Origin of the sequence: Chryseobacterium echinoideorum (genome assembly GCF_007474535.1) — a bacterium.
Taxonomy (GTDB): Bacteria; Bacteroidota; Bacteroidia; order Flavobacteriales; family Weeksellaceae; genus Chryseobacterium; species Chryseobacterium echinoideorum.
This window is the reverse complement of the sequence record NZ_VKNW01000005.1, coordinates 75,703-101,132: the sequence shown is the minus strand read 5'-3', so window position 1 is coordinate 101,132 and position 25,430 is coordinate 75,703. Positions and strand designations below refer to the sequence as shown.

At 34.5% G+C, this 25,430-nt stretch carries 25 protein-coding genes; 2 read left to right on the top strand and 23 right to left on the bottom strand.

Going from position 1 to position 25,430, the window contains the following annotated elements; all coding sequences use genetic code 11:
• Positions 1 to 6: 6 nt before the first annotated feature.
• The 12 genes from FOL89_RS07930 to FOL89_RS07875 all read right to left on the bottom strand — a co-directional run bounded on the left by FOL89_RS07930 (position 7) and on the right by FOL89_RS07875 (position 12,990).
• Positions 7 to 435, bottom strand: coding sequence for a GPW/gp25 family protein (locus FOL89_RS07930; RefSeq protein WP_144282290.1), 429 nt, complete (start codon positions 433 to 435; stop codon positions 7 to 9).
• 5 nt (positions 436 to 440) lie between these two features.
• Positions 441 to 1,130 (bottom strand): hypothetical protein, encoded by a 690-nt coding sequence (locus FOL89_RS07925; protein ID WP_144282289.1) that lies wholly within the window; start codon positions 1,128 to 1,130, stop codon positions 441 to 443.
• Positions 1,108 to 1,695, bottom strand: coding sequence for a hypothetical protein (locus FOL89_RS07920; protein WP_144282288.1), 588 nt, complete (start codon positions 1,693 to 1,695; stop codon positions 1,108 to 1,110). Before FOL89_RS07920 ends, FOL89_RS07925 begins: the two co-directional genes overlap by 23 nt.
• A gap of 9 nt (positions 1,696 to 1,704) precedes the next feature.
• Complete coding sequence (gene tssO, locus FOL89_RS07915; RefSeq protein ID WP_144282287.1) at positions 1,705 to 2,217, bottom strand: type VI secretion system TssO; 513 nt, start codon at positions 2,215 to 2,217, stop codon at positions 1,705 to 1,707.
• Between the two features lie 31 nt (positions 2,218 to 2,248).
• Complete coding sequence (locus FOL89_RS07910; RefSeq protein ID WP_144282286.1) at positions 2,249 to 3,409, bottom strand: type VI secretion system baseplate subunit TssK; 1,161 nt, start codon at positions 3,407 to 3,409, stop codon at positions 2,249 to 2,251.
• An 11-nt stretch (positions 3,410 to 3,420) separates the two neighbouring features.
• A complete protein-coding gene (locus tag FOL89_RS07905) occupies positions 3,421 to 4,392 on the bottom strand; it encodes a TssN family type VI secretion system protein (protein WP_144282285.1) in 972 nt (323 codons plus the stop codon).
• Entirely contained in the window at positions 4,389 to 5,324 is a 936-nt protein-coding gene (locus FOL89_RS07900; RefSeq protein ID WP_185146943.1) for a type VI secretion system baseplate subunit TssG, read from the bottom strand. Before FOL89_RS07900 ends, FOL89_RS07905 begins: the two co-directional genes overlap by 4 nt.
• Positions 5,325 to 5,329: 5 nt before the next feature.
• Positions 5,330 to 5,977, bottom strand: coding sequence for a C40 family peptidase (locus FOL89_RS07895; protein ID WP_144282283.1), 648 nt, complete (start codon positions 5,975 to 5,977; stop codon positions 5,330 to 5,332).
• Between the two features lie 30 nt (positions 5,978 to 6,007).
• Entirely contained in the window at positions 6,008 to 8,479 is a 2,472-nt protein-coding gene (locus FOL89_RS07890) for an AAA family ATPase (RefSeq protein ID WP_144282282.1), read from the bottom strand.
• Between the two features lie 26 nt (positions 8,480 to 8,505).
• On the bottom strand, positions 8,506 to 9,570 hold the full coding sequence (locus FOL89_RS07885) for a PKD domain-containing protein (protein ID WP_144282281.1): 1,065 nt from the start codon (positions 9,568 to 9,570) through the stop codon (positions 8,506 to 8,508).
• A gap of 512 nt (positions 9,571 to 10,082) precedes the next feature.
• On the bottom strand, positions 10,083 to 11,378 hold the full coding sequence (locus FOL89_RS07880; protein WP_144282280.1) for a hypothetical protein: 1,296 nt from the start codon (positions 11,376 to 11,378) through the stop codon (positions 10,083 to 10,085).
• A 160-nt stretch (positions 11,379 to 11,538) separates the two neighbouring features.
• Positions 11,539 to 12,990 (bottom strand): tetratricopeptide repeat protein, encoded by a 1,452-nt coding sequence (locus FOL89_RS07875; RefSeq protein WP_144282279.1) that lies wholly within the window; start codon positions 12,988 to 12,990, stop codon positions 11,539 to 11,541.
• A gap of 223 nt (positions 12,991 to 13,213) precedes the next feature.
• Between FOL89_RS07875 and FOL89_RS07870 the strand changes: the two genes are divergently transcribed.
• Positions 13,214 to 13,891, top strand: a complete 678-nt coding sequence (locus FOL89_RS07870) for a YceI family protein (protein ID WP_144282278.1) — start codon at positions 13,214 to 13,216, stop codon at positions 13,889 to 13,891.
• 98 nt (positions 13,892 to 13,989) lie between these two features.
• On the opposite strand, the gene FOL89_RS07865 is transcribed toward FOL89_RS07870, so the two are convergent.
• Positions 13,990 to 14,418, bottom strand: coding sequence for a DUF4268 domain-containing protein (locus FOL89_RS07865; RefSeq protein WP_144282277.1), 429 nt, complete (start codon positions 14,416 to 14,418; stop codon positions 13,990 to 13,992).
• Between the two features lie 104 nt (positions 14,419 to 14,522).
• Between FOL89_RS07865 and FOL89_RS07860 the strand changes: the two genes are divergently transcribed.
• Complete coding sequence (locus tag FOL89_RS07860; protein ID WP_144282276.1) at positions 14,523 to 14,930, top strand: RrF2 family transcriptional regulator; 408 nt, start codon at positions 14,523 to 14,525, stop codon at positions 14,928 to 14,930.
• Here FOL89_RS07860 and FOL89_RS07855 read toward each other — a convergent pair.
• From FOL89_RS07855 to FOL89_RS07810, 10 genes are all read right to left on the bottom strand, one after another.
• On the bottom strand, positions 14,927 to 15,490 hold the full coding sequence (locus FOL89_RS07855) for an RNA polymerase sigma factor (RefSeq protein WP_144282275.1): 564 nt from the start codon (positions 15,488 to 15,490) through the stop codon (positions 14,927 to 14,929). The genes FOL89_RS07860 and FOL89_RS07855 overlap by 4 nt on opposite strands.
• A 110-nt stretch (positions 15,491 to 15,600) precedes the next feature.
• Positions 15,601 to 18,000 carry a phenylalanine--tRNA ligase subunit beta gene (gene pheT / locus FOL89_RS07850; protein WP_144282274.1) on the bottom strand — a complete coding sequence of 800 codons (2,400 nt, stop codon included), beginning with the start codon at positions 17,998 to 18,000 and terminating at the stop codon, positions 15,601 to 15,603.
• A 186-nt stretch (positions 18,001 to 18,186) separates the two neighbouring features.
• Positions 18,187 to 18,816 (bottom strand): peptide deformylase, encoded by a 630-nt coding sequence (def, locus tag FOL89_RS07845; RefSeq protein WP_144282273.1) that lies wholly within the window; start codon positions 18,814 to 18,816, stop codon positions 18,187 to 18,189.
• Positions 18,817 to 18,821: 5 nt separating this feature from the next.
• Positions 18,822 to 19,694 carry a ChaN family lipoprotein gene (locus tag FOL89_RS07840; protein WP_144282272.1) on the bottom strand — a complete coding sequence of 291 codons (873 nt, stop codon included), beginning with the start codon at positions 19,692 to 19,694 and terminating at the stop codon, positions 18,822 to 18,824.
• A gap of 272 nt (positions 19,695 to 19,966) precedes the next feature.
• Complete coding sequence (locus FOL89_RS07835; RefSeq protein WP_144282271.1) at positions 19,967 to 20,995, bottom strand: hemin-degrading factor; 1,029 nt, start codon at positions 20,993 to 20,995, stop codon at positions 19,967 to 19,969.
• A 1-nt stretch (position 20,996) separates the two neighbouring features.
• Entirely contained in the window at positions 20,997 to 21,647 is a 651-nt protein-coding gene (locus FOL89_RS07830; RefSeq protein WP_144282270.1) for a class I SAM-dependent methyltransferase, read from the bottom strand.
• Complete coding sequence (locus FOL89_RS07825) at positions 21,647 to 22,420, bottom strand: heme ABC transporter ATP-binding protein (RefSeq protein ID WP_144282269.1); 774 nt, start codon at positions 22,418 to 22,420, stop codon at positions 21,647 to 21,649. Before FOL89_RS07825 ends, FOL89_RS07830 begins: the two co-directional genes overlap by 1 nt.
• A complete protein-coding gene (locus tag FOL89_RS07820) occupies positions 22,420 to 23,460 on the bottom strand; it encodes a FecCD family ABC transporter permease (RefSeq protein ID WP_144282268.1) in 1,041 nt (346 codons plus the stop codon). Before FOL89_RS07820 ends, FOL89_RS07825 begins: the two co-directional genes overlap by 1 nt.
• Positions 23,444 to 24,322 carry a heme/hemin ABC transporter substrate-binding protein gene (locus FOL89_RS07815; RefSeq protein WP_144282267.1) on the bottom strand — a complete coding sequence of 293 codons (879 nt, stop codon included), beginning with the start codon at positions 24,320 to 24,322 and terminating at the stop codon, positions 23,444 to 23,446. Before FOL89_RS07815 ends, FOL89_RS07820 begins: the two co-directional genes overlap by 17 nt.
• Before the next feature lie 12 nt (positions 24,323 to 24,334).
• Entirely contained in the window at positions 24,335 to 25,420 is a 1,086-nt protein-coding gene (locus FOL89_RS07810; RefSeq protein WP_144282266.1) for an HmuY family protein, read from the bottom strand.
• Between the last annotated feature and the right edge of the window lie 10 nt (positions 25,421 to 25,430).

The window sequence follows — 25,430 nt, the reverse complement described above, 5'->3', positions numbered from 1 at the left end:
TGTTTTTTAATATGAAAGAGGTCCTACAAAAAATGAATTCTGAAAAAGAAAAGGTCTGTTGGTTTCCAAAACCTGTCCTTTTACCGAAATCACAACTCTTTTTTTCATTCTTCTTTTTCCAATAGTTCCAAGATTATGATCTTTTACAGTAACTTCCACATCTTCCAGCAGAAGTCTTTTCTCGTGCATCACAATTGATTTTTTCATTGAATTAACAATAAATTCTTTCAAACTATTGTCGGTTTTAAGAAGGTCAAAATCCATTTCCCAAATCTCCGTTCCGAAAGTTTCATCAAACTTACATTCTCCCAAAGCCGTTGTCGAAATCAAAAAAATCTGCTGACTTATGGAATTGTCAATAGAAATTTTGTCGGCATCTTTTTTATTGATCATCGCCTCAAAATCCATTGGAATTTTATAATATACGCCTCTCATTATTTCTAAAAATAAATCGTTCTTTTAATATTTCCTTTGTCATCATATTCAAAGTTCTTCGCCACTTTGCTTCTTCTGATGATTTGCAATTCTACTTTTGGGGTCAGTTTCAAAAACCTCTCACGATACAGAATATTTCCGATAAAACTTTTCCCGTCATTATTATCAACAATGATGAAATATTGTGTGTTTTTATCGGGCTTCTCAAATTCATTGATATTACCGGAATACAGGATAATATTTTGTCCGCTTCCAGACAACTGATAAGTCAACTGATCCTGTGATAGCTTTCTGTATCGGGAAATATCAAATTTTTCAATATGATCACGAAGTGGTTCGTAAGCAATATTTTCATATAAAAAAGAAGTTTTATCAAATCGTTTGATTCCTAAGAAAGACAAAAAACTCTTCTTTGTAGTTGTTTTCACAAAGCTCAAAGTATCTCTTGTCACCTGATAAGCTTCCGTTTCATTCGTTTTATCATCAGTAACGGTCAATTTATAAGTAGGAATTTCTACTTCTTTATTATTGATTTTCAAGTGAACTTTTCCTACTTCCTGATCCGAAATAATCATAGAAATAGTATGCTTGCGAAGTCCGGAATCGGTTCGTACTATAATTTTTTCTCTATCATCTGCCGATGAGGAGTTTTGGGACATTCCAAGATTGAGATTAAGTTCCGGAATCGGGCTCATTTTTTTTCTTCTTTTTGATTTTTATCTCGTCTGTTTTTTTGATTTTGTAGGCAGATAAGCAATCCAACTGATTATTGATATCAATATTCTGAACTTCACTCACGTACAATTCGTAGTTCTTTTTGTAGGTATATAGCTTAATCAAATCAATATCATTTTGTCTTAATTTTTCAAATTCTTTTTTACTAAGTTGCTTCGCAAAAAATCCATCGCAGTTCAGTGAGAATCCATTTTTGTAAGTCACAACTTCTCCCGTTTTGAAAAAAATATCCAAAACTTTATCTTTTTTTATACATACATTTTTATCTAAAATCTGAATGTACATAAAGACTTTATTTTTCCTTTTTCCGAGTTGCAATGTTGCATACACATAGTCGCTGTTGTTGATTCTGAGATACAAAGGCGTTGTACTTGCAAACTGTTTTTTATCCAATTTCTGTTTGCTCTGCATAATTCCACAGTCAAAACCAGCAACTTCCACACTGTCGTGAATGATCTGTTTCTGTGCTTTTCCAACACAGATTCCTGAAAGAAAAATAATAAAAAAGAATATTGATTTTCTCATTTTCTCCATTTATTGAGCTTGGTACAACTGACGACAAACATCCAGATCTGTTTTGATCTTGTCATATTCTTCTTTCAATGTTTTGTTGATCGTACTCAAACTGTCCATTGTCATTTGATTTCCGGATAATTGCTTGATCTGTTTTTTCGCATCTACAAGATCTTTAAACGTCATAATGGTGTTGTTATACATTATTTTATTCTTCAGAGTATCTTTTGGGAGCTGTTTGTACATATCGGCAAGTATCGATAATGACAGTTTTTCGTTAAAAAAATCATTTTGCCCGGGAACGCCTATCGAATCTACTGCAGACTTCACTTTTTCCAATTGGAAAGAAAACTTATCCTGAGTTTCCATTTCTCTTTTCATTTTGGCATTTTCAGCTTTCAGTAAACTATTTTCTTTGAATGGAAAATAAGCATTGAAAAATACTGCAACCAGCAAAACGATGACGGTTATTACGAAAAACAAGATAAAAAAGGAAAAAGCTCTTGATCGTTCTTTTCTATTTAGGACTTCCATATAAGTAAGTAATATTTGTGTTTAATTAATTTTAATCTGCAAGGAAAGTTCTGCTTCGTTTAGCATGAATTACAGAATCTCTTTCATCCGTATTTTCTGAAACAAAGATGCTTCCGTCACGTTTTTTACCGATGTAATCCAATCTGTTAAGAACTGAATAAAGTTCTTCAAGCGTTTTCATAAAAGTCTTGACTTTAGAAATCGTCACATCGATTTGATTATGATTATAATCTGTATTTATCGTTTCTGTAAAAATAGTTTCAAAACTTCCCTGGCTTACGTTGCACCATTCGGCAAAATAATTCAGCAATTCTTCTTTTCCGGCTCCAGAACGTGCATCGATAAAGTTTTTCAGCACTCTTGCCAAGGCAACCACCGATAACAACATATTTGCAGGAGGCGTGTGCGGAGAAAGCCATCTGAATCTGTTAATCTCGTGACCAAGATAATTCAATGTTTTATCTGCCATCAATCCCATCATGACGGCTAAAGAATTGTTCTGTTTTTTAACGTGGATTTTTTGTTCGATTTGCACCGCATATAATTTAATCTGACCATAAAAACGGTCGATTTCAACATATAAATCCTGTAATTTTTTGGAACTTGTAATACTCACGCAAGGAGGAATGTAATCTTCATCAATTCTTGATTCGCCCGCATTGACCAATATTTTTCCAATCGTAAGGTAACCGGTCCCAAAACCTAAAGTGTTTTTCAATTCTTTTTCCGGAACAAGATTTAATGAATATTCAGGCTGAGTGTAAGGATATCTTGGTGGGTTTTCTTCCGGATCCGGCTCACCAAAAGGTGTTCTTTTAAAATGGTTCACGGAAAGACAGGCCATTAAAACCACACTTTCGTTATCTTTTATTTCATAAGCCGCCTCAGGGTATGGAATGGATAAATTAATCGCTTCAGAACTTCCGTTTCCAATATCAATTCTTGATCCGCTTGGCGTAATGGCGTGGCATTCTTCTACTTTTATTCTGAGCAGTTTATGATTATCAATAATAAGACTCAGCTTTATAGAGTCATTTACAGGTAATAATCCATAATTAATCATAGAGGTATGAATTCCTACAGAATCTCTTACGGAATCGCTTACAAAATTCTGTACATCTGCGAAGTGGTTTTTATTAATTTTCATCCCGTCTATCCAGTTTACCGGGAAATGGTTTAGTTTTTCTATCATTGTATGTTTTGTTATTCAGTTATTACTCTTTCGTCGTCTTTTTCTTTGTTATACTCAAAATCAGGAACTTTATTTCCTTCTTTGTTCTGTGCAATCTTTAATTCATCAGAACGCATACAGAAAATCACACTGTTTTCTTCTATTCCGTTCATATAAAGGGTAAGATCTGGGTCGATGTATTTCGTGGATTCGTACCATTTGGGCTGTAAAAAAAACACCCAGCTGTACAATCCGTTTGGTCCTTCTACTTCAATTTGGTCTTCGGTATGTCTTTCATTATAATCGATGACGAAATTATAGAACAATCTTCCGAAATCCACTCTTGTAGGTCCTTTTGCACGATAAACACTGTACTTTTTAGCGTGATGATCTTTGTCCATCAAGAAAGTGAAAACGACCAAATCCCTCATTTCTTCATCACTCACACCGGCTAATTCTTTGTAATTTTCAGGAAACTGCCAAGTTTTGTAAATCTTTGGAGGAATCGACATCGCTTTGTTAAAGGTGTCATTCAAAAATGTAGGGATAAAGAAAACAATGAAATGTCCCAACATCAAAAATGAAAAATCAATCCCATTCAAAAATGTGAAAATCAGAATGAAAGGAATCGCTGAATACATTATTGTGACGAATGCAAAAAGATATTCGGTTCCGTTACTTTTTTGTCCGAATTTCTGGAAATAGGTTCGATACATCGAGCAGTGCAAAATTCCTATGACCAGCGAACAGATCTGATAAAAAACAAATTCGTACAGATTATTATCCTGAAAAAGCTTATTGAATCCCAAAAATGCAATAATGGAATAAATGAAAGCCACAGAAAAAAGATAAGTATAAAACTTCCCTTTATATTTCTGCTTAAACTCAGGTACTTTCTGAGCAAAAATCATCGTAAGGATAATGCAGAAAGCCAGAAAAATAATAACAGCCGCCAGTATTTTCGGTTCAAATAGATTAATAAAATATTTCTTCAATTGTGTCATATTCTTGTGTTATAGCCTAATATTGAGTTTTGTTGTTCAGTGAATTCAAAGTGTTCTTTTTCGTGAGAAAGCAGAATCGTTGTTTCTATCTCTACTTCGATCGGAAAAAAATATTCATAAAAAAGGTCGACAAACCTTTTCATCGCTCCATCGTGGATATATTCTGAGAAATTAGAATTTTCCAGAGGTCCAATCTGAAGATTAAAATGACTGGAATAATCATCATAACTGCTTCCTGTAATAAGCTCCAATCCTAGTCTCACATCTCCTAAAGTGATGCTTTGTTCGTCGTCCAGATATTGCTGATAGCCTTTATTATTGATGATTACTTTTTCCTCAATCAAAGAAGAAAGTATATGACACGCCAAATCCACATCTCCAACTATCTTATAAGCATAAGGAAGGATCCTTATAAACTTTGAAACTAAAAGTGGTGGCAAAGCTTTTTCTATCCCCCAGAAATCATAAAACATCTCGGGAACCAAAAATCCATTTAAATCTGATAAAAAATCCTGCTCAAATTTCTCTATTTCAACACCGTAACTGAATATCTCGTTCTCAAACGGTTGAAAAAATAATCTCCCGGCTTTTTGTTGTTTTTTCTGAATCTGATATTCGCGAATCATTCCGTCAACATCTTTTTCCGGTGAATCGTTTCTTGCTACGTGAATCATATTTTCCGGCAATAGATCGTAAAAACCGTCTCTTGAAAGCTCAAGCTTCAGCATTTGAGTTGCATCCAAATCATAATCGGCAACATCAGCATCCAAAACATCAAACCGAAACGCTCTCGAAAACTGACCTTGTTTTGAGATGACATACTGCAACACATCAATATCATTATTTTTAAGGAGGTTGTTAATGATGACTTCGGCTCTGATGTCATATTTCAGAGAAGTGATTTGTTTTGCAAGGCTATTGAGTTTTTCCATCGTCATTAGTTTTTAGGTTTCAGTCTTCCTGATGCAACATATCTGAGCTGGAAATATTCATCATTGAAATCATAAATATTAAGTCCGGTCGCTGTGCAAGCCAAAATCCTGTCATTATGAAGGTAAATTCCCACATCTGAAATCGGATGCGTTTTATCATATCTAAAGAACAAAATATCGCCTTCCTTCAAAAAAGTTCTTCCTGTAAAAAGCTGAATCGCTTTTGAACGGAAAATTCCATCCGGTGTTTTCTGAAAAGTTTCGCCGTAAACATCACTATATAAAGACTGCACAAAATAGGAACAGTCAACACCTTCTTTCTCCTCCAAAGACTGCTTTTTGTAGGGCGTTCCAATCCAGCGGTCGATATAAGAATAGAGTTTGTAATTGGTCACTTCTTTCGGCATCACTTCCATTATGATGGAATATTTTTCCTTAATTCTAAGTTCGTCATCGCTCAGTTTTTCAACATTATCATCTACATTAGAAAACTGTTTATCGACATTGGTTTTGGTTCCGTTTGCAGAATCCACATAAGAATCGGAAGAGAAATTGTAAGGAATCTCGTTGATGTATTTTTTGCTGTTGCAGGAAATGAGGGCAAAACCTAGCAACACACAACAAGCAATATGATCGTAATTCAAATTTTTCATCTCAAATATTTTTATGAAATCCTTACTTTCTTACCATTTCGTCCAAACCAATTCATTTTCTTTCAAGGAAACCTCGATGTCATCACCATCTTTAAACTCTCCTGCAACGATCTTTTTGGCTAAAGGTCTTCTCAATCTTCCTCGGATTACACCTTTCAATGGTCTTGCTCCGTATTTGATGTCGTAACCTTCTATTGATAGAAATTCTTTTGCTTCCTGAGTGATATTCAAATTGATATTAAGTCCTTTCGCCAAGTCTAAAAGTTCTTTCTTTAAATGGATTTCGAAGATTTTCAGGGCATTATCTTTACTGATTGGCGCAAAAGGAATTGTCTCCGTCAATCTTCCCAAAAATTCAGGACGGAAAAAACGGCTCATCATTTCCAATAATTTTGACGACTGCGGAATTTCTCCTTTTCCGAAAGATTCAACAATAAATTCGGAACCAATATTTGAGGTAAAAAGAATGATGGCATTAGAAAAATCACCTTCTTTTCCCAATCTGTCGTGTAATTTTCCTTCGTCCATAATCTGAAGAAAAACATCAAAAACGGAAGTGTGTGCTTTCTCAATTTCATCAAAAAGAACAATAGAGTAGGGCTTTTGACGGATTTTGTTCACCAAAAGTCCACCTTCTTCATACCCGACGTATCCCGGAGGCGCACCATAAAGCAATGCGGCGGAATGTTCTTCCTTAAACTCCGACATATCAAAACGGATAATCGCATTTTCATCCTGAAAAAGAAATTCTGCCAAAGATTTTGCAAGCTCCGTCTTTCCGGTTCCGGTTGGTCCTAAGAAAAAGAATGAACCAATCGGTTGTCCGGCTTTACTCAACCCTGAACGGGTTTCTAAAACAGCTTCTGAAACAATTGTAATCGCATGGTCTTGTCCGACGACTCTTTTCGCAAGAACGCCTTCCATCTCGTTGAGTCTCTGCTTTTCTTCTTCTTTGAGTTTGCCAATCGGGATATTCGTCTTTTGTGAAATAATTAAAGCCAAATCAAAATCGGTAATATGCGTTCTTTTTTCCTGCGCAATCTTTTCTGTTTTCTCGATGAGAATTCTGGCAAAACTCAACAATTCTTCTGTATCTTTAAACTCAGGAAGTTCGTTTTCTTCTTCGTTGGAATCGGCTGTACTGATGAGATATTTTGTTTTTTCAACCAAATCTTTCAGAAGCCAGTCGGCGTGCATTCTTCGTTCGTCTTCAATATAATTATTGGTATTGTCCTCAAGGTGAATAATTCTTGTTACGAGATGATTTCTTTCCTTTAAAAAAGATTCGCCGGCGGTTTTTAAAACAGACATTGTGTGGTCAATCAAATCAATCGCAGAAGCTGGAAGACTTTTTTCCTTCATATATCTTTGCGAAAGACGAATCGCCTCTTTCATAGTCTGGTCATCGATACTGATTTTATGATGAATCTTATAATCTTCCAAAGTCTGCTTCAACATCCTGAAATGAATTTCATCTGTACTTTCCTCCAGTTTCAGAAGTTCAAACATACCTGCAAGACCTTGTTCTTTTTCGATTTTTTTAGTGTATTCCTCTATGGTAGAGGTTGCAATCAACGTTAAACCATTGGAAAGTTCACTTTTCAAAAGATTCACAATCCCAGAATCCGAACCGTGACTTCCAAACAAAGAATGGATCTCTTCAATAATCAAAACAGACTTGGGAATCGCTTTCAATTCCTGGGCGATATTTTTAATGCGGTCTTCAATTTCTCCTTTATAAGAAGCTCCGGCAATCAAAGCGCCCATATCAAGCTCAAAAACTTCCAGTCCACTCAGAATATCAGGAATTTGTTTCAATACAACTTTTTGCACGAAACCTTCAATAAGAGCCGTTTTACCAACACCGTGGTCGCCAATTATCAACACATTTTGTTTGCTGTATCTGCAGAGAATCTCGGTGATTTTGTTAATTTCCGTATCTCTTCCGACAAGAAGTTCTTTCTTGTTTTTTTTCTTGATTTTATCCTTCGTATTGATGCAATATTTTTGGATAAAGCCTTTACTTGCTTTTTTTGTCGTTTCTATTGTCCCTATCATATTATCTTCTCCAAAAGAGGATACATCTTTTAATAGCTCATTTCTTGTTACAGGAAAAGTTTTCATCTGGTCAAAAGTAAAAGCCACACCAGGCGAGCTGATTGCCGTCATTACAGCGAAAAGTGATATTTCCTGCTCGTCTAAAATTTCTCTTACCTGGTCTGCTTCTGCAAAAATTTCATCAATAACTTCATCTGGCTCACAAGAATATTTATTGGGAGATTTTGGCAATTCTTCGATACGGACATCTGCCCATTCTTCCAAATAAAAAACATCAACGCCAAGATTTTCCAAATGTTTTAATAAAGACAAATCTCTGTTGAGCATCGCTTTTATAAGATGTGCGCCTGTAAAAGTGGCATTGAGATTTTCCCGACCGATTTTCTGTGCTATATTGAGTGCTTTTGTAACTCCCTGACTGTATGTAATTTCTTCGTTATTCATTTGCGGTTATTTTGTGTTTTTACTTATTACTCTTTCATCCAAATCAGATATTTCTTCACTTTATACTGGATATTAAGATTTTGAATACAGTTTTTTTGGTCTTTGTTAATTCTAAGAGCCGTAATTTTTATTTTTTTCCCAGTAATAGATTGGCAAAACTGGTCAAAAGGAATCAATTTCTTATCATTAACAACAACCGGAATATCATACTTTCCGCAGAGATAATCTTTAAAATCATCTTTTGTTTTGAGTTGTGCTGCCACCTGATTGAATAATAACTGAAGCTGTTCGTTGGAAATTTCAGGTGCTTTCTTTTCAACACTAACAGAATCTTTTTTCAATTTAGATTTAGGAGAAACGGGAATATACTGCAACATATCTACCAAGGGGTCTTTTTGGGCAGCTCCTACAGGAAGCGAAAAAGCAACGTGTGGTTTTTCAAATTCGTAGGATTTTATATCAATTTTCTGTTTTGCTCTGATGGTTTTCGGTGCTACATAAATTGTTTTTACAGCGGTATGTTCCACATCACCATTGACAATGAGCGTTATCTTCTTTTCACCAACCGATTTGAATTTGTAAGACGGGTTTTTATCAAGTGCATCAGTTCCTCCGTTTTCACCAAAGCTCCACTCCCAGGATTCACCATCTTCTTTATCCGCATCAAATGAAATCAATTCTCCAACAGTCACAACATTTGGACTTTTAATAATCGGTAAATAACCGGTTTGCTGGCTGATGCTGGAAATGGTAATTAACTTTTCGTGTACACAATTTCCATTAATTTTTAATTTGACAATATAATCTCCCGGTTTTTTATATTTATGAAGTGTTCTTTGTCTTGAATCTACAGCAGTACTGTCGCCGAAATCCCATTCCCATGATTTGGCACCTTCTGTGTTGTCATAAAACTCCACAACACGATTAATCATAAATTCATCCGAATGAATAATATACTTAGCATTCTCACAATCTACGTGTCTCGTATATTGAAAGGAAAAAACAATTAAACTGATGAATAAAAGTACACCTAAGCTTATGTAAACTTTGGGATCTATATTTTGGAATAAGTTGATATTCGTTTTCTTCATTTTGCATTTGAGTTCACTGCAAATATAATCAGATTTACGTCATAAGCAAATGATTTTCACTGTGTTGATCATGGTTTTAAGTGAGTCATATTTATTTTTTTGATAAATATAAACGGCTACTATTTTTATTAAATCAACATAAATTCATTATTAAGTGAAAAAAAATATCATAAAATGATTATTGATAGGTAAAATTTTTTTTATTTTATCATTTTGCTTGTTTTATTATAAATGAAAACTCTGCTTTATTGAGATAATTTTAAAAATTATTTGTGGATTTTTTTTTATGATTTTCAGCTTTAATCATATTGAAAAATGTTTCAAAACTTCTTTTTTCTGCTTGAGATATTTTTCTTATTCTATTGTCTAACTGAAAAGTATTGTAGTGAAGGTTTTGGGGTATTTCAGAAGGCGGAGATTTTAGCACTAGACCCAAAGAGTTTAGATATTGCAAAAAACTTTAGTAAAACTCCTTCAGATATCGTTTCGGCAATATCGTATGGTGTAATGTGCTATTCATTCGTAAGTCTTATAAATTCTTCAGATTCAAAACCTTTCTGCAAAAAAGTATTTCTGATGTTGATGTATTTCTTAATATCATTTTGCATTCTATGTCCGTCTTTGAAAAAGAGCAATTTTGCGTTGGGATATACTTGCTGGATTTTTTGGTTAATTTCGTCAGAGAAAACCACATCCTCCGTCCCTTTTAAGATCAAAACTTCTCCCAAAAATTCGCTCCTGTTGATGTTAAAGTCTTTTGCCGGAATTTTATTTTTCCTGTGATATTCCAATACGTCGGAAACTGCTTTTGAAGAAATTTCATACAATAAATTGTATTCTTTATCGCTATTATACTGTATCAAATCATAGCCCACCAACTCAAACCAACGTACTCTGGCCATAATTTCCGAAGGTGGATTTATCAAATAATTGAGTAGCGAAAGGTTGTGGATAGGCTTAAATTTAAACCAAAACAGACTTCCTCCGTTTTGTACATCTTCAAGAATTTTTATTTGAGCCTTTTTCGGTTCTTTTTCGGTTCTTCCCGTTTGGTACAGAATATTAGCCAGACTTTGTTTGTCAATAGTTTTTTTGTTTAAAATTTCGTTTACAATCTTTGCTCCTTCAGGATTGAATTTTTTAAAATCGGGAGAATATTTCATTCCGAACTGTTGGGCTAAATCGGGTGCTCCTGTAGATTCCAAAATCACACGATTTACATTTTTTCCATATTTTGAAATGTATTGTTGTGCCAAAATTCCTGCTCCAGAAGCTCCGAAAATATTGATTTTATCATCTATATTTAAGATTCCTTTTTTTATCAAATCCAATCGTACGTGTTCAATATCTTCAACTTGCTGATCTGAATCGAATAGATGCAAAGCTGTTTTATAATCTACTGTTCCGTTTTTATACACTTCGGGAAAAAGCGTAGGCGAATGCCCTCGAACAGCCATCAACACATAAGAGTGTCCGCTCAATACATTTTCAAAAAACTGAAAATCCGTTTTCGGACTTACCAATTCCATTTGCCCGTCTGTCAGCAAAAAGGTAATGTTTTTAGTTTTATAAAAGTTCGGACTGAACTGATAGAAACTTCTAAAATTTCCTTTGGATAATTGATAGTGGTCTATCGGTAAATTGATGTAATGATGGAAACTATCTTGTGGCATTTCAGCGTAGTTTTCGTTCAGACCAATTCTTGTTTTCGGAATTTTATAAAAGTTGTAATGTAAATAATATAAACCTCCTGCAATAATAGTCAGCGAAATGAAAGTTATGATCAGTTTTTTCTTTCTTTTTTTCATTTGTTTGGTGAAACTATTTTTGGTTTCAGTGTATGAGATAACGGTTCGGGGCTTGGCGAAGGCGGGTATTTTTAGTACAAAAGTTCATCGAAGAACGAAAGTTGAACCTTGCACAAATGTACGACCGAAGCCGTTCAGCCCCGCTTTTGGCAATACCTTGTTAGTGGCTGGCTATCTTGTTTACTTGGTTTAATAATTCTGATAAGTTCTCATATTTAAAGTAATTTCTTCTGATTTTTTCTGTTAATTTTTCAATTTCTTTATAATCTGGATTTAGTTGTTTTCTTAAAATATCTGCTTTTAGTCTTATCAATTTAGCCCCATCATATAATTTCAAGGCTTGATTAATTTCAGATAATGCCAAGTCAGGTTTGTTTGTTTTTAAGTAATAAACGGCTTTTAAATAAGGTAATTCAAACCCCTTAAAGTTTAATTTTTCAATCTTATTGAATAAATCTGTTAAACTAAATGGATAATCCTTTTGTATTTGATTTCTTCCTCTCAAATATTCATCCATTATCTTAAAGTACGTCCAACTTATATAAACTCGCGCGTCATTAGGGTATTTATTTAATATGTTTTTCAAATATTCTGTATCCAAACTTATATTAAATAATGGGTCTGCATATAATCTTCTCAATAGAAAATCAAGTTCTAAATTGTTGTTGTTATATTCTTTGGTTTGGTAAATTTTATTCATTAAATCCAACATTGGTGCCCATTTATAAGAATAATTGTAAATGTAAAAATGCTGATTGTTTGGCTGATGTTTTAATAATAAATCAATCAATTCTTTTGCCCTTGAATAATCATTTTTTTCATAATAAAATTTTGATAAATTATAAACATTCTCTATAAACCCTTCGATATAGCTATTTATTTGAAATTCATCATAAGTTGGTATGGCAAGAAAGGTATAATTAATTAAGTTCAAAAGATATTTTTCAAGTCTTTTGTCTTCTTGTAATCTTTCTAAAAGTTCTTTTTTTTCGTAAATAAATGGTTCTATTTCGTTTCCTGTTAATGATTTCGAAAACTCCACGGGAGAAACCAAATCTAAATAGCCTAAAGCTTTTTTGGTATATTGATTATAATTTACTGAATTCGATCTGTTTAAGCTAAGGTAATAATCTGACAAGCTTTTAGCTACTCTAACTTTAAGTGGTTGATATGGGGTTTCAAGAACTTTATGAAAATCAGCTAAAGCATTAATTGTATCATTATTTGATAAGTAAATCTCTCCTCTTAAATAATGAAAATTATATCTATCATACCTTAAATAATCAAATCGACTATCAATTTTTACATTTTTATCAATAAGTAAACTTAATTCATTTATCAAGTCAATCCTGTAATATGCGGTAGATGAACCATCTGGATATTCTATAAGATTTTCTTGTTTGGGCTTTGTGAAAATCATCTTGTCACAAGTGCGAGTTTGAATTGTTTCAATTCTTTCCCATCTTAGATTATAGTTGTCTGGAAATTTATTAATTGAATCTGATAACTTAACAAGTTTTTCAGCAACACTCTTTTCGGGTACACATCCCGGCTGAGAATAGATTTTAGTAGATAAAATCAATAAAATGACTATAAATAATATTTTTCTCATTTCGTTCATTTAGCTTGCCACTAACTTATAAATTCACGCATTGCGTCAATCCAAACTATAGGCGCAATTTCTTATTTATCAATCAAATATAAATAAATTCCCAACTTGTAAGAAAAATATTTTTGTTTTCTTATCCTATGTTAATGATTTCAATCATAATTTTTCCGAGGTTTGCAAAATCAAATAATAAAAATAATATATTCAATAATTAAAACTTAAAGAAATGAAAAAATTTGGTGTAATTGCTTTGGCTGGATTAGGGTTGCTTTTGGCATCTTGTGGTGATAAAAAAGCTGATAACGCAGCAACTTCACAAGAACAAAGCGTTGCTGAAAAAAACGGTGAGGTATTCGCAGTAGATACAGCAGCTTCAAAAGTAAACTGGAAAGCTTTCCATAAAGGAGGTTTTGCTCCTCGTTGGGGAACTCTTAATGTAAGCACGGGTGAGCTTACTGTTGCTGAAAATAATCTGGCTTCAGGAGAATTCGTTATCGACATGAAATCTCTAAAAGTAGATCCTGCTTCTGTAACGGAAAAAGATAAAAAATATACGGATCTTGAAGGTCATCTTAAAAATGCAGATTTCTTTGATGTAGAAAAATTTCCTACCGCAGATTTTAAAATTACCAAAGTTGAAGAATTAGCTGCAGGTGCAACCAATGCTATTGAAGGAGCTAATAAAACGATCAGTGGAAATCTTACTCTTTTAGGTAAAACAATGAATGTAACTTTCCCTGCAAAAGTAGAAGTAATGGAAAACTCTGCCGCTATCAAGGCAATGTTTACCGTAAACCGTGCAGATTGGGGAATCAAATTCGGAACGGATGAAACGGATCCTGCAGAATGGATGATCAGCAAAGATATTGAGATCAATATTGATGTGAAAGCCGATAAAAAATAAATTTTTTCTCCAAATATTAGAAAAGACATCTGCTTCTGCGGATGTCTTTTTTTTAATTATAATTTAATTTTGATAATATTTTACCAGCTTTTTTAGTTTTACACATCTTTTATAAAGTCTTCATACTCATAGTAAAACCTTTCAAAGCCGTCCATTTTTTCAACAAAAAATTCAAAAATTTCCTGCCATGTATTTTTATTAAAAACAGAAACATGATGCTTTTCAACCCAGATTCTGCTGATTAGTTTTCCGTTTTCAAGCGTGTAATATTCGTCTTTTGAGAATTCGCCTACAAAATCTTTCAGAATATCTTCCAGAGACCAAATCTTTTCATAATACGCATTCCGGAAAATTTCATCCTTCATTTCAATATCTATAGAAACTTCAGCTTTCTTTTTATCTGCATAAAATTTGAACGAAAAATCTTTTATTTTCGTATCATATAAAATCCATTTTCTCGGAAATGATTTTCCAAAGGCGATCCAGAATTCTTTTTTTAATTGTTGGGCTTCCTGCTTGCTAAACATGATGCAAAGATAAGTTTTTGGTTTGAAACATTGGGATCCAACCATTATCCATCATCCAACCAATACTTCGTCGTATATCGCAACTTTTTATTATTTTTGCGGTAATGCTGTCAAAAAAATCACAATATGCATTCAAAGCCCTTTCATATCTTGTAGAAAAGAGAAATGAAGGTCCTATTCTTATTTCTGAAATCGCTGATTCCAAAAAAATTCCGCTCAAGTTTTTAGAAAATATTCTTCTTCAGTTGAAAAAAGCAGATATTCTGGAAAGCAAAAAAGGAAAAGGCGGGGGATATTTCTTCAAAGAAAGTCCTGAGAAAGTCAATCTGGCAAGAATCATCAGATTGGTAAACGGTCCTATTGCTTTACTGCCTTGTGTAAGTCTCAATTTTTACGAAAAGTGTGAAAACTGTACCGAAGATCATTGCGGTCTTCATGATGTTTTAATTGAAGTGAGAGATGCTTCGCTTGCAATTTTAGAGAAAAAAACGCTTTTAGATTTGGTTGATTAATTGTGATCTCCCAATCCGTTATTTTTCAGAAGCTCTGCAAGCACTTTTTTGGCGCGCATTACGCGGACTTTCGTATTGGCAACCGAAATGCCGAGTTCTTCAGCAATTTCTTTAATGCTTTTTTCCTCGAAAAATCTCAGCTGGATGATGTCCTGATAATTAGCGTCCAGAGATTCTATTGTTTTGATGATCTTCTTTTGTTCTTCTTCTGAAATCATCAGCTCTTCAGGAGATTTTGCAAACTGATTCTTTACCTCTTCAAGATTTTCTGTAGGATCCTGATTTTCTCTTGATTTTCTTCTCCAGAAATCAATAATGGTATTTTGTGCGATGGTTAAAATCCATGTTTTAAACTGAAAGTTGGGGTCATACATATCCAGTTTGGATAAGACTTTTGAAAAAACATTCACAGTGATTTCATCAGCATCATTTTTATCCTGTACTTTTTTCATCACAAAAGAAAAAACATCCACCCAGAATATATTAATAAGCTGTGTCTGTGCCTTCTGGTCTTTATTTATTGCTTTCTGAATAAGCGGAAATAACTGTTCGTTTTTCATAAATAAACAAATATAGCAATATTTATTCCTGTTAAAAAATCAAAATTACCTTCTTTTTTAAAGAAAAAAAACGGACAAAAGCCCGTTTTATATGATGAATTTCTGTTGTTTTATCTTAGTTCTGCATTGAATTCTTTTTGGAATGTTTTAATGAGAGAATCCATCACCTGAGTGATTTCTTTTTCCTCCAAAGTTTTTTCTTCGTTTAAAAGTTCAAAACTCATTGCATAAGATTTCTTACCTTCCGGAAGGTTTTTCCCTTCATATACATCAAAAAGATTGATGTTTTTGATGAAAGGAGATTTGTTTTTCCTGGCAGACTGATACAATTCCTGATAAGTGGTGTTTTTGTCAATCAATAATGCCAGATCTCTTCTGATTTTGTTGAATTTTGGAATATCATTAAACTTGAGTTGATTGGCAGTGCGCAGCTTTTGAGCCAGCTCCAATTCTATTTCTGCATAGAAACAGTCCTGTTCAATATCTGCATCTTTCATCAACTGCGGTGCTACTTTTCCTATTCTTACCAGAGTTTTGCCTTCAGCTTCATAAGCAATGGCATCAGAAAACCTGTCGTCAGCAAAAGCAACTTCCTGATAATTGACTGCAAGTCTTTCCAAAAGAACTTTTACAAAAGATTTCAGATTGTAAAAATCGGTAGCAGATTTTGGCTGAAGCCAGTTTTCGGCAACATTTCTTCCGGAAACCAAGATAGCAAGCTGCTTTCTTTCTTCGTATTTTTCCTTTTTGTGATAAATTTTTCCGAACTCAAAAAACTTGATGTTCTGATTTTTTCTGTTGATGTTATACACTGCATTCTGCAAAAGACCTTCCAGTAAAGATTTTCTCATGAAAGCTAAATCTCCGCTTAAAGGATTCAGAAGTTTTACGGCATCGGTTTCATCTTTTACGGAAGTAAGAGAATTATTCATCACTTCATTGAAGCCTAAGCTTTGCAATGTTCTAGCCCAGGAATTTTCCAGTTCGTCCTGATCATTTGCACTGAGTTTTACCGGAGTGAAAGATATCTTTTGAGGCGCATCAATCTTGTTGTAGCCGTAGATTCTTAGAATTTCCTCAATCACATCTATTTCTCTTGTTACATCTGCTCTGTAAGCAGGCACTGAAATCTCAAAACCATTTTGAATTTCATTCAATACCTGAATTTCAAGAGCTTTCAGAATTTCCTTTACCTTCTCCCTGTGAATTTTTGTTCCTAAAATCTGTTCAATTTTTGAGAATCTTAAAATAATGTACTGATCTTCAATTTTCTTAGGATATTCTTCAAGCAATTCTCCTGTCAGTTTACCTTCTGCAAGATCTTCGATCATTTTAATGGCATGAGTAATGGCAGTTCTTGTGATGTTTGGGTCTACACCTCTTTCAAATCTGAAAGAAGCATCAGTATTTAAACCATGAAATTTTGCTGCTTTTCTTACCGCAACCGGATTAAAATAGGCGCTTTCCAGAAAAACGGTTTTTGTTTCTGAAGAAACTCCCGAGTGAAGTCCTCCGAAAACTCCGGCAATGCACATTGGGTTATCTTTACCGTCTTTAATGATGATTTCGGAACCATTTAAAGTTCTTTCAATACCATCTAAAGTAGTGAATTTTGTTCCTTCTGCTACAGTTCCTACTTTTACTTTTTGATCTGCAATTTTATCTGCATCAAAGGCGTGAAGCGGTTGTCCGTAACCGTGAAGAATATAATTGGTAATATCTACAATATTGTTGATAGAGGCTAACCCGATCGCTTTCAGTCTGTTTTTCAGCCAGTCCGGAGAATCTGTAACTTTTACATTACTGATAACGGCTCCGATGTATCTTTGGGTAAGCTCACTGTCTTCTACCTCAAGCTTGAAACTGTGCGAACCTTCATTATTCAAAGCAACACTTGAAATTTTTTCAAATTCAGATTTTTGCTGATTGGTAGAAAGATAAGCATGAAGATCTCTTGCTACGCCGTAATGCGACATGGCATCTGTCCTGTTGGGCGTTAAACCAATTTCGAAAACTTCGTCATTCGTCAGTTCAAAATAATCGGCAAAATTTTTCCCGATTTCATATTGATTCTCGTCCAGAACCATAATTCCGCCATGATCATCGCTCAATCCCAATTCATCTTCTGCACAGATCATTCCCTGAGAAACTTCACCTCTGATTTTGGCTTCTTTAATTTCAAAAAAGTTTCCGTCTTTACCGTATATTTTAGTTCCTACTATTGCAACAGGAACCGTTTGTCCGGCAGCAACATTGGGAGCTCCGCAAACAATATTCAGGATTTTTCCGTTTCCAACATCCACCGTAGTTTTATTCAGCTTATCTGCATTTGGATGTTTTTCACAGGTTAAAACTTTTCCTACAACAATGCCTTCAAGACTTCCTTTTACACTTTCAAATGCTTCAATTCCTTCTACTTCAAGACCAATATCTGTAAGAAATTCTCCGATTTTTTCGGTTTTTAAATCTGTCTTGATGTAGTCTTTCAGCCAGTTTCCTGATATTTTCATTGGTAGAATTTTAAAAATTTAATCTTCAGGTAATACATGCATTACTTTTTATAACGCGGCATATCCCTGAATTTTGAGTGTACAAATGTCGTGTTTTTTTAAGAAATACCGAAATTGACAGAGGTTAAAATTATATCTAAATTTATTGTATTTGGAAATATGTTATAATTTCTTTTTTGATAATTTTTATCTTTCTACCGTATCACTTTTCTTAAAGGCATCTACTTTATAATATTCATCACCCATTTCATTCTTCTTTTTATCTGAAATCAAAATTCCGAAGAGATGATCAATTTCATGCTGGAAAATGACTGCCGTGAAACCTTCTATAATTTCGGTAAATTTTTGACCTTTCAGATCTACATATTCCAGCTGAATGGCTTTGCTTCTGTAAAATTGATCTCTGAATTCAGGAATAGACAAATCTCCTTCCGGACCAAGATTCTGAAGTTCGGATTTCCAGGTAATGACCGGGTTGATAAAATATTCGAGTGGCTCGTTTGATTTATCAAAACGCTGTACCCAGATAATTTTTCTGTTGATTCCGACTTGCGGAGCCGCAATTCCTACACCACCATTTGTAGACAGCAGAGATTCTTTCATTCTTTTAACTAAAGTTGCAGTATTTTTATCAAGCGGATCAATATTTTGCGAAACAGCCAGTAAAGTATTGTGCTGCTGTTTATCCGTTGTCTGATATATTGGCAAAGCTGAATTAATATTACCCTGATTGATAAGCGCAATTTCAGAATCTGAAAATTTTTGTGCATTGATAATTCCGATGAACAGAACTAAAAATAGAGAAATTTTTTTCATTTTTTTTAATATGTTTTGGTCATATCACTCGGAATAATCAGATTATAATCTGTAGGATAATAATCTTTTTCCGGGATTTTCAGCTCAGGATTTTCAGTTTCAAAAACCGAAATGACCGCCATTTTTAAGCTGGGATTTTTCTTTTTCAGATACCAGTAAATGCCACCAAATTCTTTAGTGTGAAAATTTCCGTTGAAGTGGATAAATGTTTTTCCTGGCTGTAAATTTCTCAAAATAGATTCTGCCATTGTAGCATCTTTTACTGCCTGTGCAGAAATAAAATTCATTACTTTGGTTCCTTCCGCATGATCGCCCATCATTTTTTTCATTTCAGTATAACCGGGAGTGTCCAGTGTGATTTCTATTGGCAATTCTGCAATATAAGATTTTTCTTTCTCTGAGATTTTGCTGAGAGATTCGATGCCTTCTTTTGTTGTTTGTGAAGCATATTTTCTAGGCACATTGGTAGCAACGAAATTTAGGTTTTTATCTTTCGCAAAATCCAGTAATGGTTGATAATCGGTAGCATAGTTGTTCCACAAACGAACAGAATCTTTCAGGCTTTTGGCATCAATTTTCCCCGCTAAATACTGATTCAGCTGCGGCTGATTGTCTCTTTCAAACATTTCTGCGCCTAAGGTAATTTCCTTGTTTTTTTTATCATACAACGCTGCAGTTAGTTTAAGCTGAAGCCAGTGAATGATAGAATTGTTGTGAAATTCGCCAAAGAAAACAACGTCATAACCTGCCAGATCTTTGATCATTTTTTCTGTCTTTACGGTTTTTCCTTTTTTGTCGTAAAACTGATACGGCTTGAAATTTTGTGATTTAAAAAAAGAAAATCCTAAAACAAAGGCAGCAACAAGAATATTTTTCATTGAATATTTTAATTGTTTAATGTTTGTAAAGTTCGTGAAGTTTTTTTTCAATTTGAAGATATTATTTAAAATTTATTTTACTGTGATATTTATTGCTGTTCATTTAATGCTTTAAATTGTTCTTACTACAGATTCTGAGGTTATGCAACGGTAAATTTATCAAAAGCATACTGTTTTTATGTCTCAGCTCTGAGGAAAAAGAGGTTGCAAAATAATAAAGAAAAAGACCGCTTTGAATCATTAACAAAACGGTCTCTGTACAATATTTAATCTTATTTTTCTAATCCTGCCACGAGATCTTTCCATTCCTGAAGCTCGGGAATTCCGGGTTTTCTTTTTCCAAAAAACTGTACGATAAATTCGCCGTCTTTGTTGAAGACTTCAATGGCAGTAACTTCGCCGTCTTCGGTAGGCTTTTTTACAATCCACGCTTCTGCAATTTTTGTAACGTCGAGGTGAAGGTTGAAGTCGGGATCCATCACATTAAACCATTGCTGATGCCACAATGTTTTCTTCACATTTCCTGTATGGATCTGAATAATCCCTCTGTTCCCGACAAAAATCATGATCGGAGTCTGTTTTTCAGAAGCATCTTCGAGGATATTGACTACTTTAGAAGGATCTATTTTTTTGGTGAAACCTTCCGGAGCCAAACGCAAAGCCTGTGTTCTGCTTACTCCGAACTTTCGGGTCATCATAAAGAAATCATGAGTATCCTTTAGATCAGTCCATGCTTTTTTAAATCCTTGCACATCAATATCTTCATCCGGTTTTTCGTCTGCTTTGGGTGCAATATTTTCAAAATTAAGTGCTGCATTCTGATCTTGAGCAGCAAATTTTTCAACTAAAACATCAAATGCTTCAGGATTGCTGTCTTTTGTAAGATAAATTTTATGTAAAGCCAAACCGTCTTTTCCGAAAAACTGAAGGCTTTTTTTGTCTTCTTCCACAACTGCAAAGGCAAATTTCCAATGATTAAGGAAAATTCTCAGGTCAATATCTTCACCTACGAAAAGCTGTGCATGCGGACTGCTGAAGTCTCCGTTTTGATAAACTCCTTTTCGTTCATGTACACATTCATCATTTCTGGTAAGAGCCATTACTTTTCCCAGTTTTTCAACTTCGGACAGAATGTTGGGAAATTCAGGTTTTAAAACGGTAACTCCGTTATTGATGTTGGTTGACAACAACTCTGCTTCGCTTACTCCAAGCTGGCTGGCTGCATTTCGTATTCTCATGTGTGGATTTTCTGTCTGCAGAGCCTCCCATCTTTCTTTAAGGTCGTTGATTAGTGTATTCATTTTATTTTTTTATGGTTAAAACTGTGTAAATTCTTTTGATTAATCCGTCTCCGGTTTTACTGTTTATTTCTTCTTCTTTTTCAGATATTTTCATTCTTTTAAAAGGACTTTGAGAAATTATATCGGCTAAATCTTCGTTATTATAAAGTGTAAAATGATAAGCTGTAAAAGGCAATTTATCCATGAAATCTTTCTGCCCAAAAGTGAGAACAAAAGTTCCGTTTTTTTTCAGAACTCTGTAGATTTGTTTAAGGTAATCAACAGGATTATCCCAGAAATAAACCGTATTCACAGTAAATATTTTATCAAAAACTGAGTCTCCAAATGGCAGGTTTTTTCCATCGTATAGGATAAATTCGGACTGATCTTTCAAATCAGCATTTATTTTTCGGGCCTCTTTATTCATTGTTTCCGAAATGTCGATTCCGGTATATCTTAAGTTTTTAGCTCTGTTTAGAATGTCTTGAAGATGACCTGCATTTCCATGACCAATTTCTAAAATATTTTCATTGTCTTCTATCAACAGGGTTTTGATGCTTTCCAATGTCATTCCTATATTGGTTGCATTCATCATTTCGCCAATCTCAATCCCTTTTTCTCCTTGCGGATTAGCAAGGTTTTGAGCTAATATTTTTAATTCATTTTGTTCCATTATCCAAAAATTATCATTGGGTTTGCATTAACTGGATGTGCACAAATAGTGCAGGGAAAGTTATAAGCATAGGAAATATTTTCCGAGGTGAAAACCTCTTCAGGAGTTCCGTATTCTGCCACTCTTCCGGATTTCATCAGTAAAATCTTGTCTGCAAACTGAGCGGCAAGATTCAGATCGTGAAGAACAACAATGGCTGAATTGGCTTTTTGTGTGAATTTTTTGATGATCTCCAGAGCTTTGTACTGATATTTTACGTCCAGATTATTAAGCGGTTCATCCAAAAAAACCAGTTTGTGCTTAATCTCATTTTTCAGTTGTGCCATAACTCTCGAAATGTGCACTCTTTGCTTTTCACCTCCTGAAAGAGAGTTGTAATCTCTATCCTGCAGATGAAAAATTTCTGTTTCCTCCATATATATTTTTATGGCTTCAAAATCTTCCTCATTCGGCTGTGCATCAAAATAAGGGTATCTTCCCATCATTACCACATCTTTTACCTGTAAAGGAATTTCTACAGCATTGTGCTGGGAAAATTTAGATTTATGTTTGGAAAGTTCTTTCACATTCCAGTCAGAGATCGGTTTGTTCTTGAACGAAATTTTCTCTTTTTCAGTTTTTACTTCATTGGCCAGAATACTCAGTAGGCTTGATTTTCCTGCACCATTCGGACCTACTATTGCTAAAAATTCGCCATATTCCACCGAAACATTTACCGCATCAAGAATATGAAAATCTTTAAACTTATAATTAATATGATGTGCTTTGATCATTACAGTGTTTTTTTAAATTTAATTAAAATAGCAATGAAAACCGGACCTCCCATTAAAGCTGTTAAAATTCCGATGGGTAATTCTGAAGGAGCCACAATGCTTCTGCTGATGGTATCTGCAGATAAAAGCAATATGCTACCCATCATAGCAGACAGCGGAAGAATAAAGACATAATTGGACTTGAATAAAAGCCTTAAAATATAAGGAACGATTAATCCCACAAATCCAATAGTTCCTGAAAACGCAACACAGGTTCCTATCATAAGAGCAGTAGTAATAACGATTTGTTTTTTTAGCTTTTCTACATTGATTCCCAAATGTTCTGCATCTTTTTCACCCAGCATCATGGCATTCAATGCTTTTCCTTTTGGCAGTAAAATGGAGTAGGAGATGATTAAAACAATCGTTAGAATCAAATTTTTCGTCCATGTTGCCGCCGCAAGACTTCCCATATTCCAGAATGTGAGATCTCTGAGCTGCTCATCTTTAGAAATATAAATTAAAAATCCGGTGATGGAAAATCCGATGGCTGTTATTGCCACACCACTCAACAGCATCATCACGACATTTGTTTTTCCGCTGCTTGTGGAAATTCTGTAGACAAAAATCATGGCCAATAAAGCTCCGATAAAAGCAGAAATTCCAACCAATGAAAACTGAACAGCTTCCGGAAGGTATTCTTTAAAATGTCCTCCCAGAACAATTGCAATTGCAGCCAATAAAGTTGCACCGGAAGTTAACCCGATAAGATCACCTGTTGCCAAAGGGTTTTTGAACATTCCCTGAAGGCTCGTTCCCGAAACTGCAAGCAGACTTCCCACCAAAATTGCCATTATAATTCTTGCGCTTCTCACTTCCCAAATCACATAATGGTCGGTGAGAGAAACTTCGGAATTCCCAAGAATTATATCTTTCAGAATGATGAATGGTGAATTTCCGCCAAAGTCATAAACTCCGACATGAAGTGACCCCATTGCCAGTAAAACCAGCAAAAGGGTACTTATAAAAAGGTGAAAGTATAATTTATTTTGTGTTTTCAACTAAAAGTTTATTTAATGCAACTGCTGCTTCTCCTAATCTTGGTCCGAATGAGGAAACTAGACCTCCATCCATGGCAATAATTTTTTTGTTTTTACCTGCATTGGTCTGCGAAACTCCCGGCATTTTCAGCACACCTTGGTTTCCGCCTGCACCTTCAAGACCGGAAGAAAAGAAGAACAAAACATCAGGATTTGCTTTTACTACAGCTTCGGGAGTCAGAGGTTTAAAGTCTTCAAAATCGTTCACTGCATTTTCTCCGCCTGCAATTTCAATCAAAGAAGCCATTGGGGTATTTTTCCCGGAAACCATCATCATATTTCCTCTTGCATAGATGAATAATACTTTAGGTTTTTTGACGATCGGCTGAATCTGCTGTAAGTCTGCATCAATTTTATCATTAAGTTTTTGATAATCAGGATTTCCTAAAGCTTTGGCGACCTGCTCAATCAGTTTTTTGGTTCCGTTTACGGAATATTCCTGTTTAAAAAGCTCTGTTTTGATTCCAGAAGATTTTATTTTTCCTAAAAGCTCAGGATTGATGTCTTTATCTGAAGCTAAAATCAAAGTAGGATTTACTGACATAATCGGCTCAATCGTCATTGATCTTACATGACCCAGATCTTTTGCAGTCGATTTAAGCGTTTCCGGGTATGTACTAGTGACATCTGTACCTACAATTTCGTCCTCGTGACCAAGTGCAGTCACAATTTCTGTGATCCCGCCACTTAGAGAAACTATTTTTTGATTGGATGCCGGTGTTTCGGATGAAACGGCAGTTTCGTTTTCTGTAGGTTTCTGGACTTCTTTTTTGCATGAATATATCATTGCAAGAAAAGACACTGCAAGAATGAGTTTTTTCATTTTATATTATTCTTATAAAGGTTTGTATTCAAATTGAGGAAAACCGCGTTCTCCGGAAGTATTGGTAAGACGGGTAAATTTTAGTTTAAAATAGTATCCGTCTGCATCTTTAATGATGTAAAAACGATCACCGTAGACTTCCAATCCATTGGCTCCGACAGGATTTCTCCAGTTTCCGCCAATAATACGGTGGTCATTATATATCAGTTTTGAAGGATCAATATTTTCAGATTTAAAATTATTATAGGCTTCAGTACCCGAGTTCTGCGCAGGAACTTTTACTTCATAAGCTCCGACTCCGCTAATATTGTTGTTGAGGACAAAATCTGCGAAAACATAACTTCCTGCTCCGGTAATAGTATTGGTAAAGACGGTAAAACAAAGATCCCATTCTTTTTTTTCAGGCTGAATAAAAACTTCTTTTGCCAGGGTAAGATTTACAAAATTATAGTTGTAGGCAGGATTTTTTTCTACTATCAATTCTTTGTGAGAAGTCTCATTCAGTTGTGCATATTTTATTTTATACCCTGATGAATTTCTGATCACCTGAATTTTCATCCAGCCTCTTGGATCTCCGCCTGTTGCAACAGAGCCTAAAGCAACGCTTCCGCTGTAAATTTCCCTCCCCATATTGACAAGATAAACAGCATTCTGAGCATCGTTTTCTTTCACTGATTCTATTGCAGTATATCCTGCAGGAAAATTACCTTTTACATCATCAATATATGCTTCATTATCAGGATTGAAAGTTCCTACCTGAACGAGATTCATCAATCCGGCAACATCAGATTGAGTAACAAGATCAATATTGGTTGAACTAGGAATTTTTGCTGCAGCCATCATGATAGAAGAATTTAAAATGACCTTAAATTCATTTCCTGTATACAATGCAAGATCCCAATCGGTGCGTTTTGTGATGATTTCCTTTCCTTTGCTTAAGTCAAACCAAACCTGATTAGGCTGTGTAGCTCCACCGACACTTGGGTTTACAATAGATCCCTGAATAGGTGCTACTGCTACCGGATTTTCATTGTCATTAATGCATGACTGTGTGATAAATGCGCTGCTGAAAATGAAAGCAATAAGTATTTTTTTCATGTGCTGATAT

What these genes read in the sequence shown, in the direction of transcription:
- FOL89_RS07910 (WP_144282286.1), bottom strand. Translation starts at nt 3,409, where the DNA reads ATGATAGAAAAACTAAACCATTTCCCGGTAAACTGGATAGACGGGATG.
- def (WP_144282273.1), bottom strand. Translation starts at nt 18,816, where the DNA reads ATGAAAAAAATTTCTCTATTTTTAGTTCTGTTCATCGGAATTATCAAT.
- FOL89_RS07925 (WP_144282289.1), bottom strand. Translation starts at nt 1,130, where the DNA reads ATGAGCCCGATTCCGGAACTTAATCTCAATCTTGGAATGTCCCAAAAC.
- FOL89_RS07875 (WP_144282279.1), bottom strand. Translation starts at nt 12,990, where the DNA reads ATGAGAAAAATATTATTTATAGTCATTTTATTGATTTTATCTACTAAA.
- FOL89_RS07835 (WP_144282271.1), bottom strand. Translation starts at nt 20,995, where the DNA reads ATGAATACACTAATCAACGACCTTAAAGAAAGATGGGAGGCTCTGCAG.
- FOL89_RS07930 (WP_144282290.1), bottom strand. Translation starts at nt 435, where the DNA reads ATGAGAGGCGTATATTATAAAATTCCAATGGATTTTGAGGCGATGATC.
- pheT (WP_144282274.1), bottom strand. Translation starts at nt 18,000, where the DNA reads ATGAAAATATCAGGAAACTGGCTGAAAGACTACATCAAGACAGATTTA.
- FOL89_RS07815 (WP_144282267.1), bottom strand. Translation starts at nt 24,322, where the DNA reads ATGAAAAAACTCATTCTTGCAGTGTCTTTTCTTGCAATGATATATTCA.
- FOL89_RS07825 (WP_144282269.1), bottom strand. Translation starts at nt 22,420, where the DNA reads ATGATCAAAGCACATCATATTAATTATAAGTTTAAAGATTTTCATATT.
- FOL89_RS07900 (WP_185146943.1), bottom strand. Translation starts at nt 5,324, where the DNA reads ATGGAAAAACTCAATAGCCTTGCAAAACAAATCACTTCTCTGAAATAT.
- FOL89_RS07840 (WP_144282272.1), bottom strand. Translation starts at nt 19,694, where the DNA reads ATGAAAAATATTCTTGTTGCTGCCTTTGTTTTAGGATTTTCTTTTTTT.
- FOL89_RS07860 (WP_144282276.1), top strand. Translation starts at nt 14,523, where the DNA reads ATGCTGTCAAAAAAATCACAATATGCATTCAAAGCCCTTTCATATCTT.
- FOL89_RS07865 (WP_144282277.1), bottom strand. Translation starts at nt 14,418, where the DNA reads ATGTTTAGCAAGCAGGAAGCCCAACAATTAAAAAAAGAATTCTGGATC.
- FOL89_RS07920 (WP_144282288.1), bottom strand. Translation starts at nt 1,695, where the DNA reads ATGAGAAAATCAATATTCTTTTTTATTATTTTTCTTTCAGGAATCTGT.
- FOL89_RS07905 (WP_144282285.1), bottom strand. Translation starts at nt 4,392, where the DNA reads ATGACACAATTGAAGAAATATTTTATTAATCTATTTGAACCGAAAATA.
- FOL89_RS07810 (WP_144282266.1), bottom strand. Translation starts at nt 25,420, where the DNA reads ATGAAAAAAATACTTATTGCTTTCATTTTCAGCAGCGCATTTATCACA.
- FOL89_RS07885 (WP_144282281.1), bottom strand. Translation starts at nt 9,570, where the DNA reads ATGAAGAAAACGAATATCAACTTATTCCAAAATATAGATCCCAAAGTT.
- FOL89_RS07855 (WP_144282275.1), bottom strand. Translation starts at nt 15,490, where the DNA reads ATGAAAAACGAACAGTTATTTCCGCTTATTCAGAAAGCAATAAATAAA.
- FOL89_RS07880 (WP_144282280.1), bottom strand. Translation starts at nt 11,378, where the DNA reads ATGAAAAAAAGAAAGAAAAAACTGATCATAACTTTCATTTCGCTGACT.
- tssO (WP_144282287.1), bottom strand. Translation starts at nt 2,217, where the DNA reads ATGGAAGTCCTAAATAGAAAAGAACGATCAAGAGCTTTTTCCTTTTTT.
- FOL89_RS07895 (WP_144282283.1), bottom strand. Translation starts at nt 5,977, where the DNA reads ATGAAAAATTTGAATTACGATCATATTGCTTGTTGTGTGTTGCTAGGT.
- FOL89_RS07870 (WP_144282278.1), top strand. Translation starts at nt 13,214, where the DNA reads ATGAAAAAATTTGGTGTAATTGCTTTGGCTGGATTAGGGTTGCTTTTG.
- FOL89_RS07890 (WP_144282282.1), bottom strand. Translation starts at nt 8,479, where the DNA reads ATGAATAACGAAGAAATTACATACAGTCAGGGAGTTACAAAAGCACTC.
- FOL89_RS07830 (WP_144282270.1), bottom strand. Translation starts at nt 21,647, where the DNA reads ATGGAACAAAATGAATTAAAAATATTAGCTCAAAACCTTGCTAATCCG.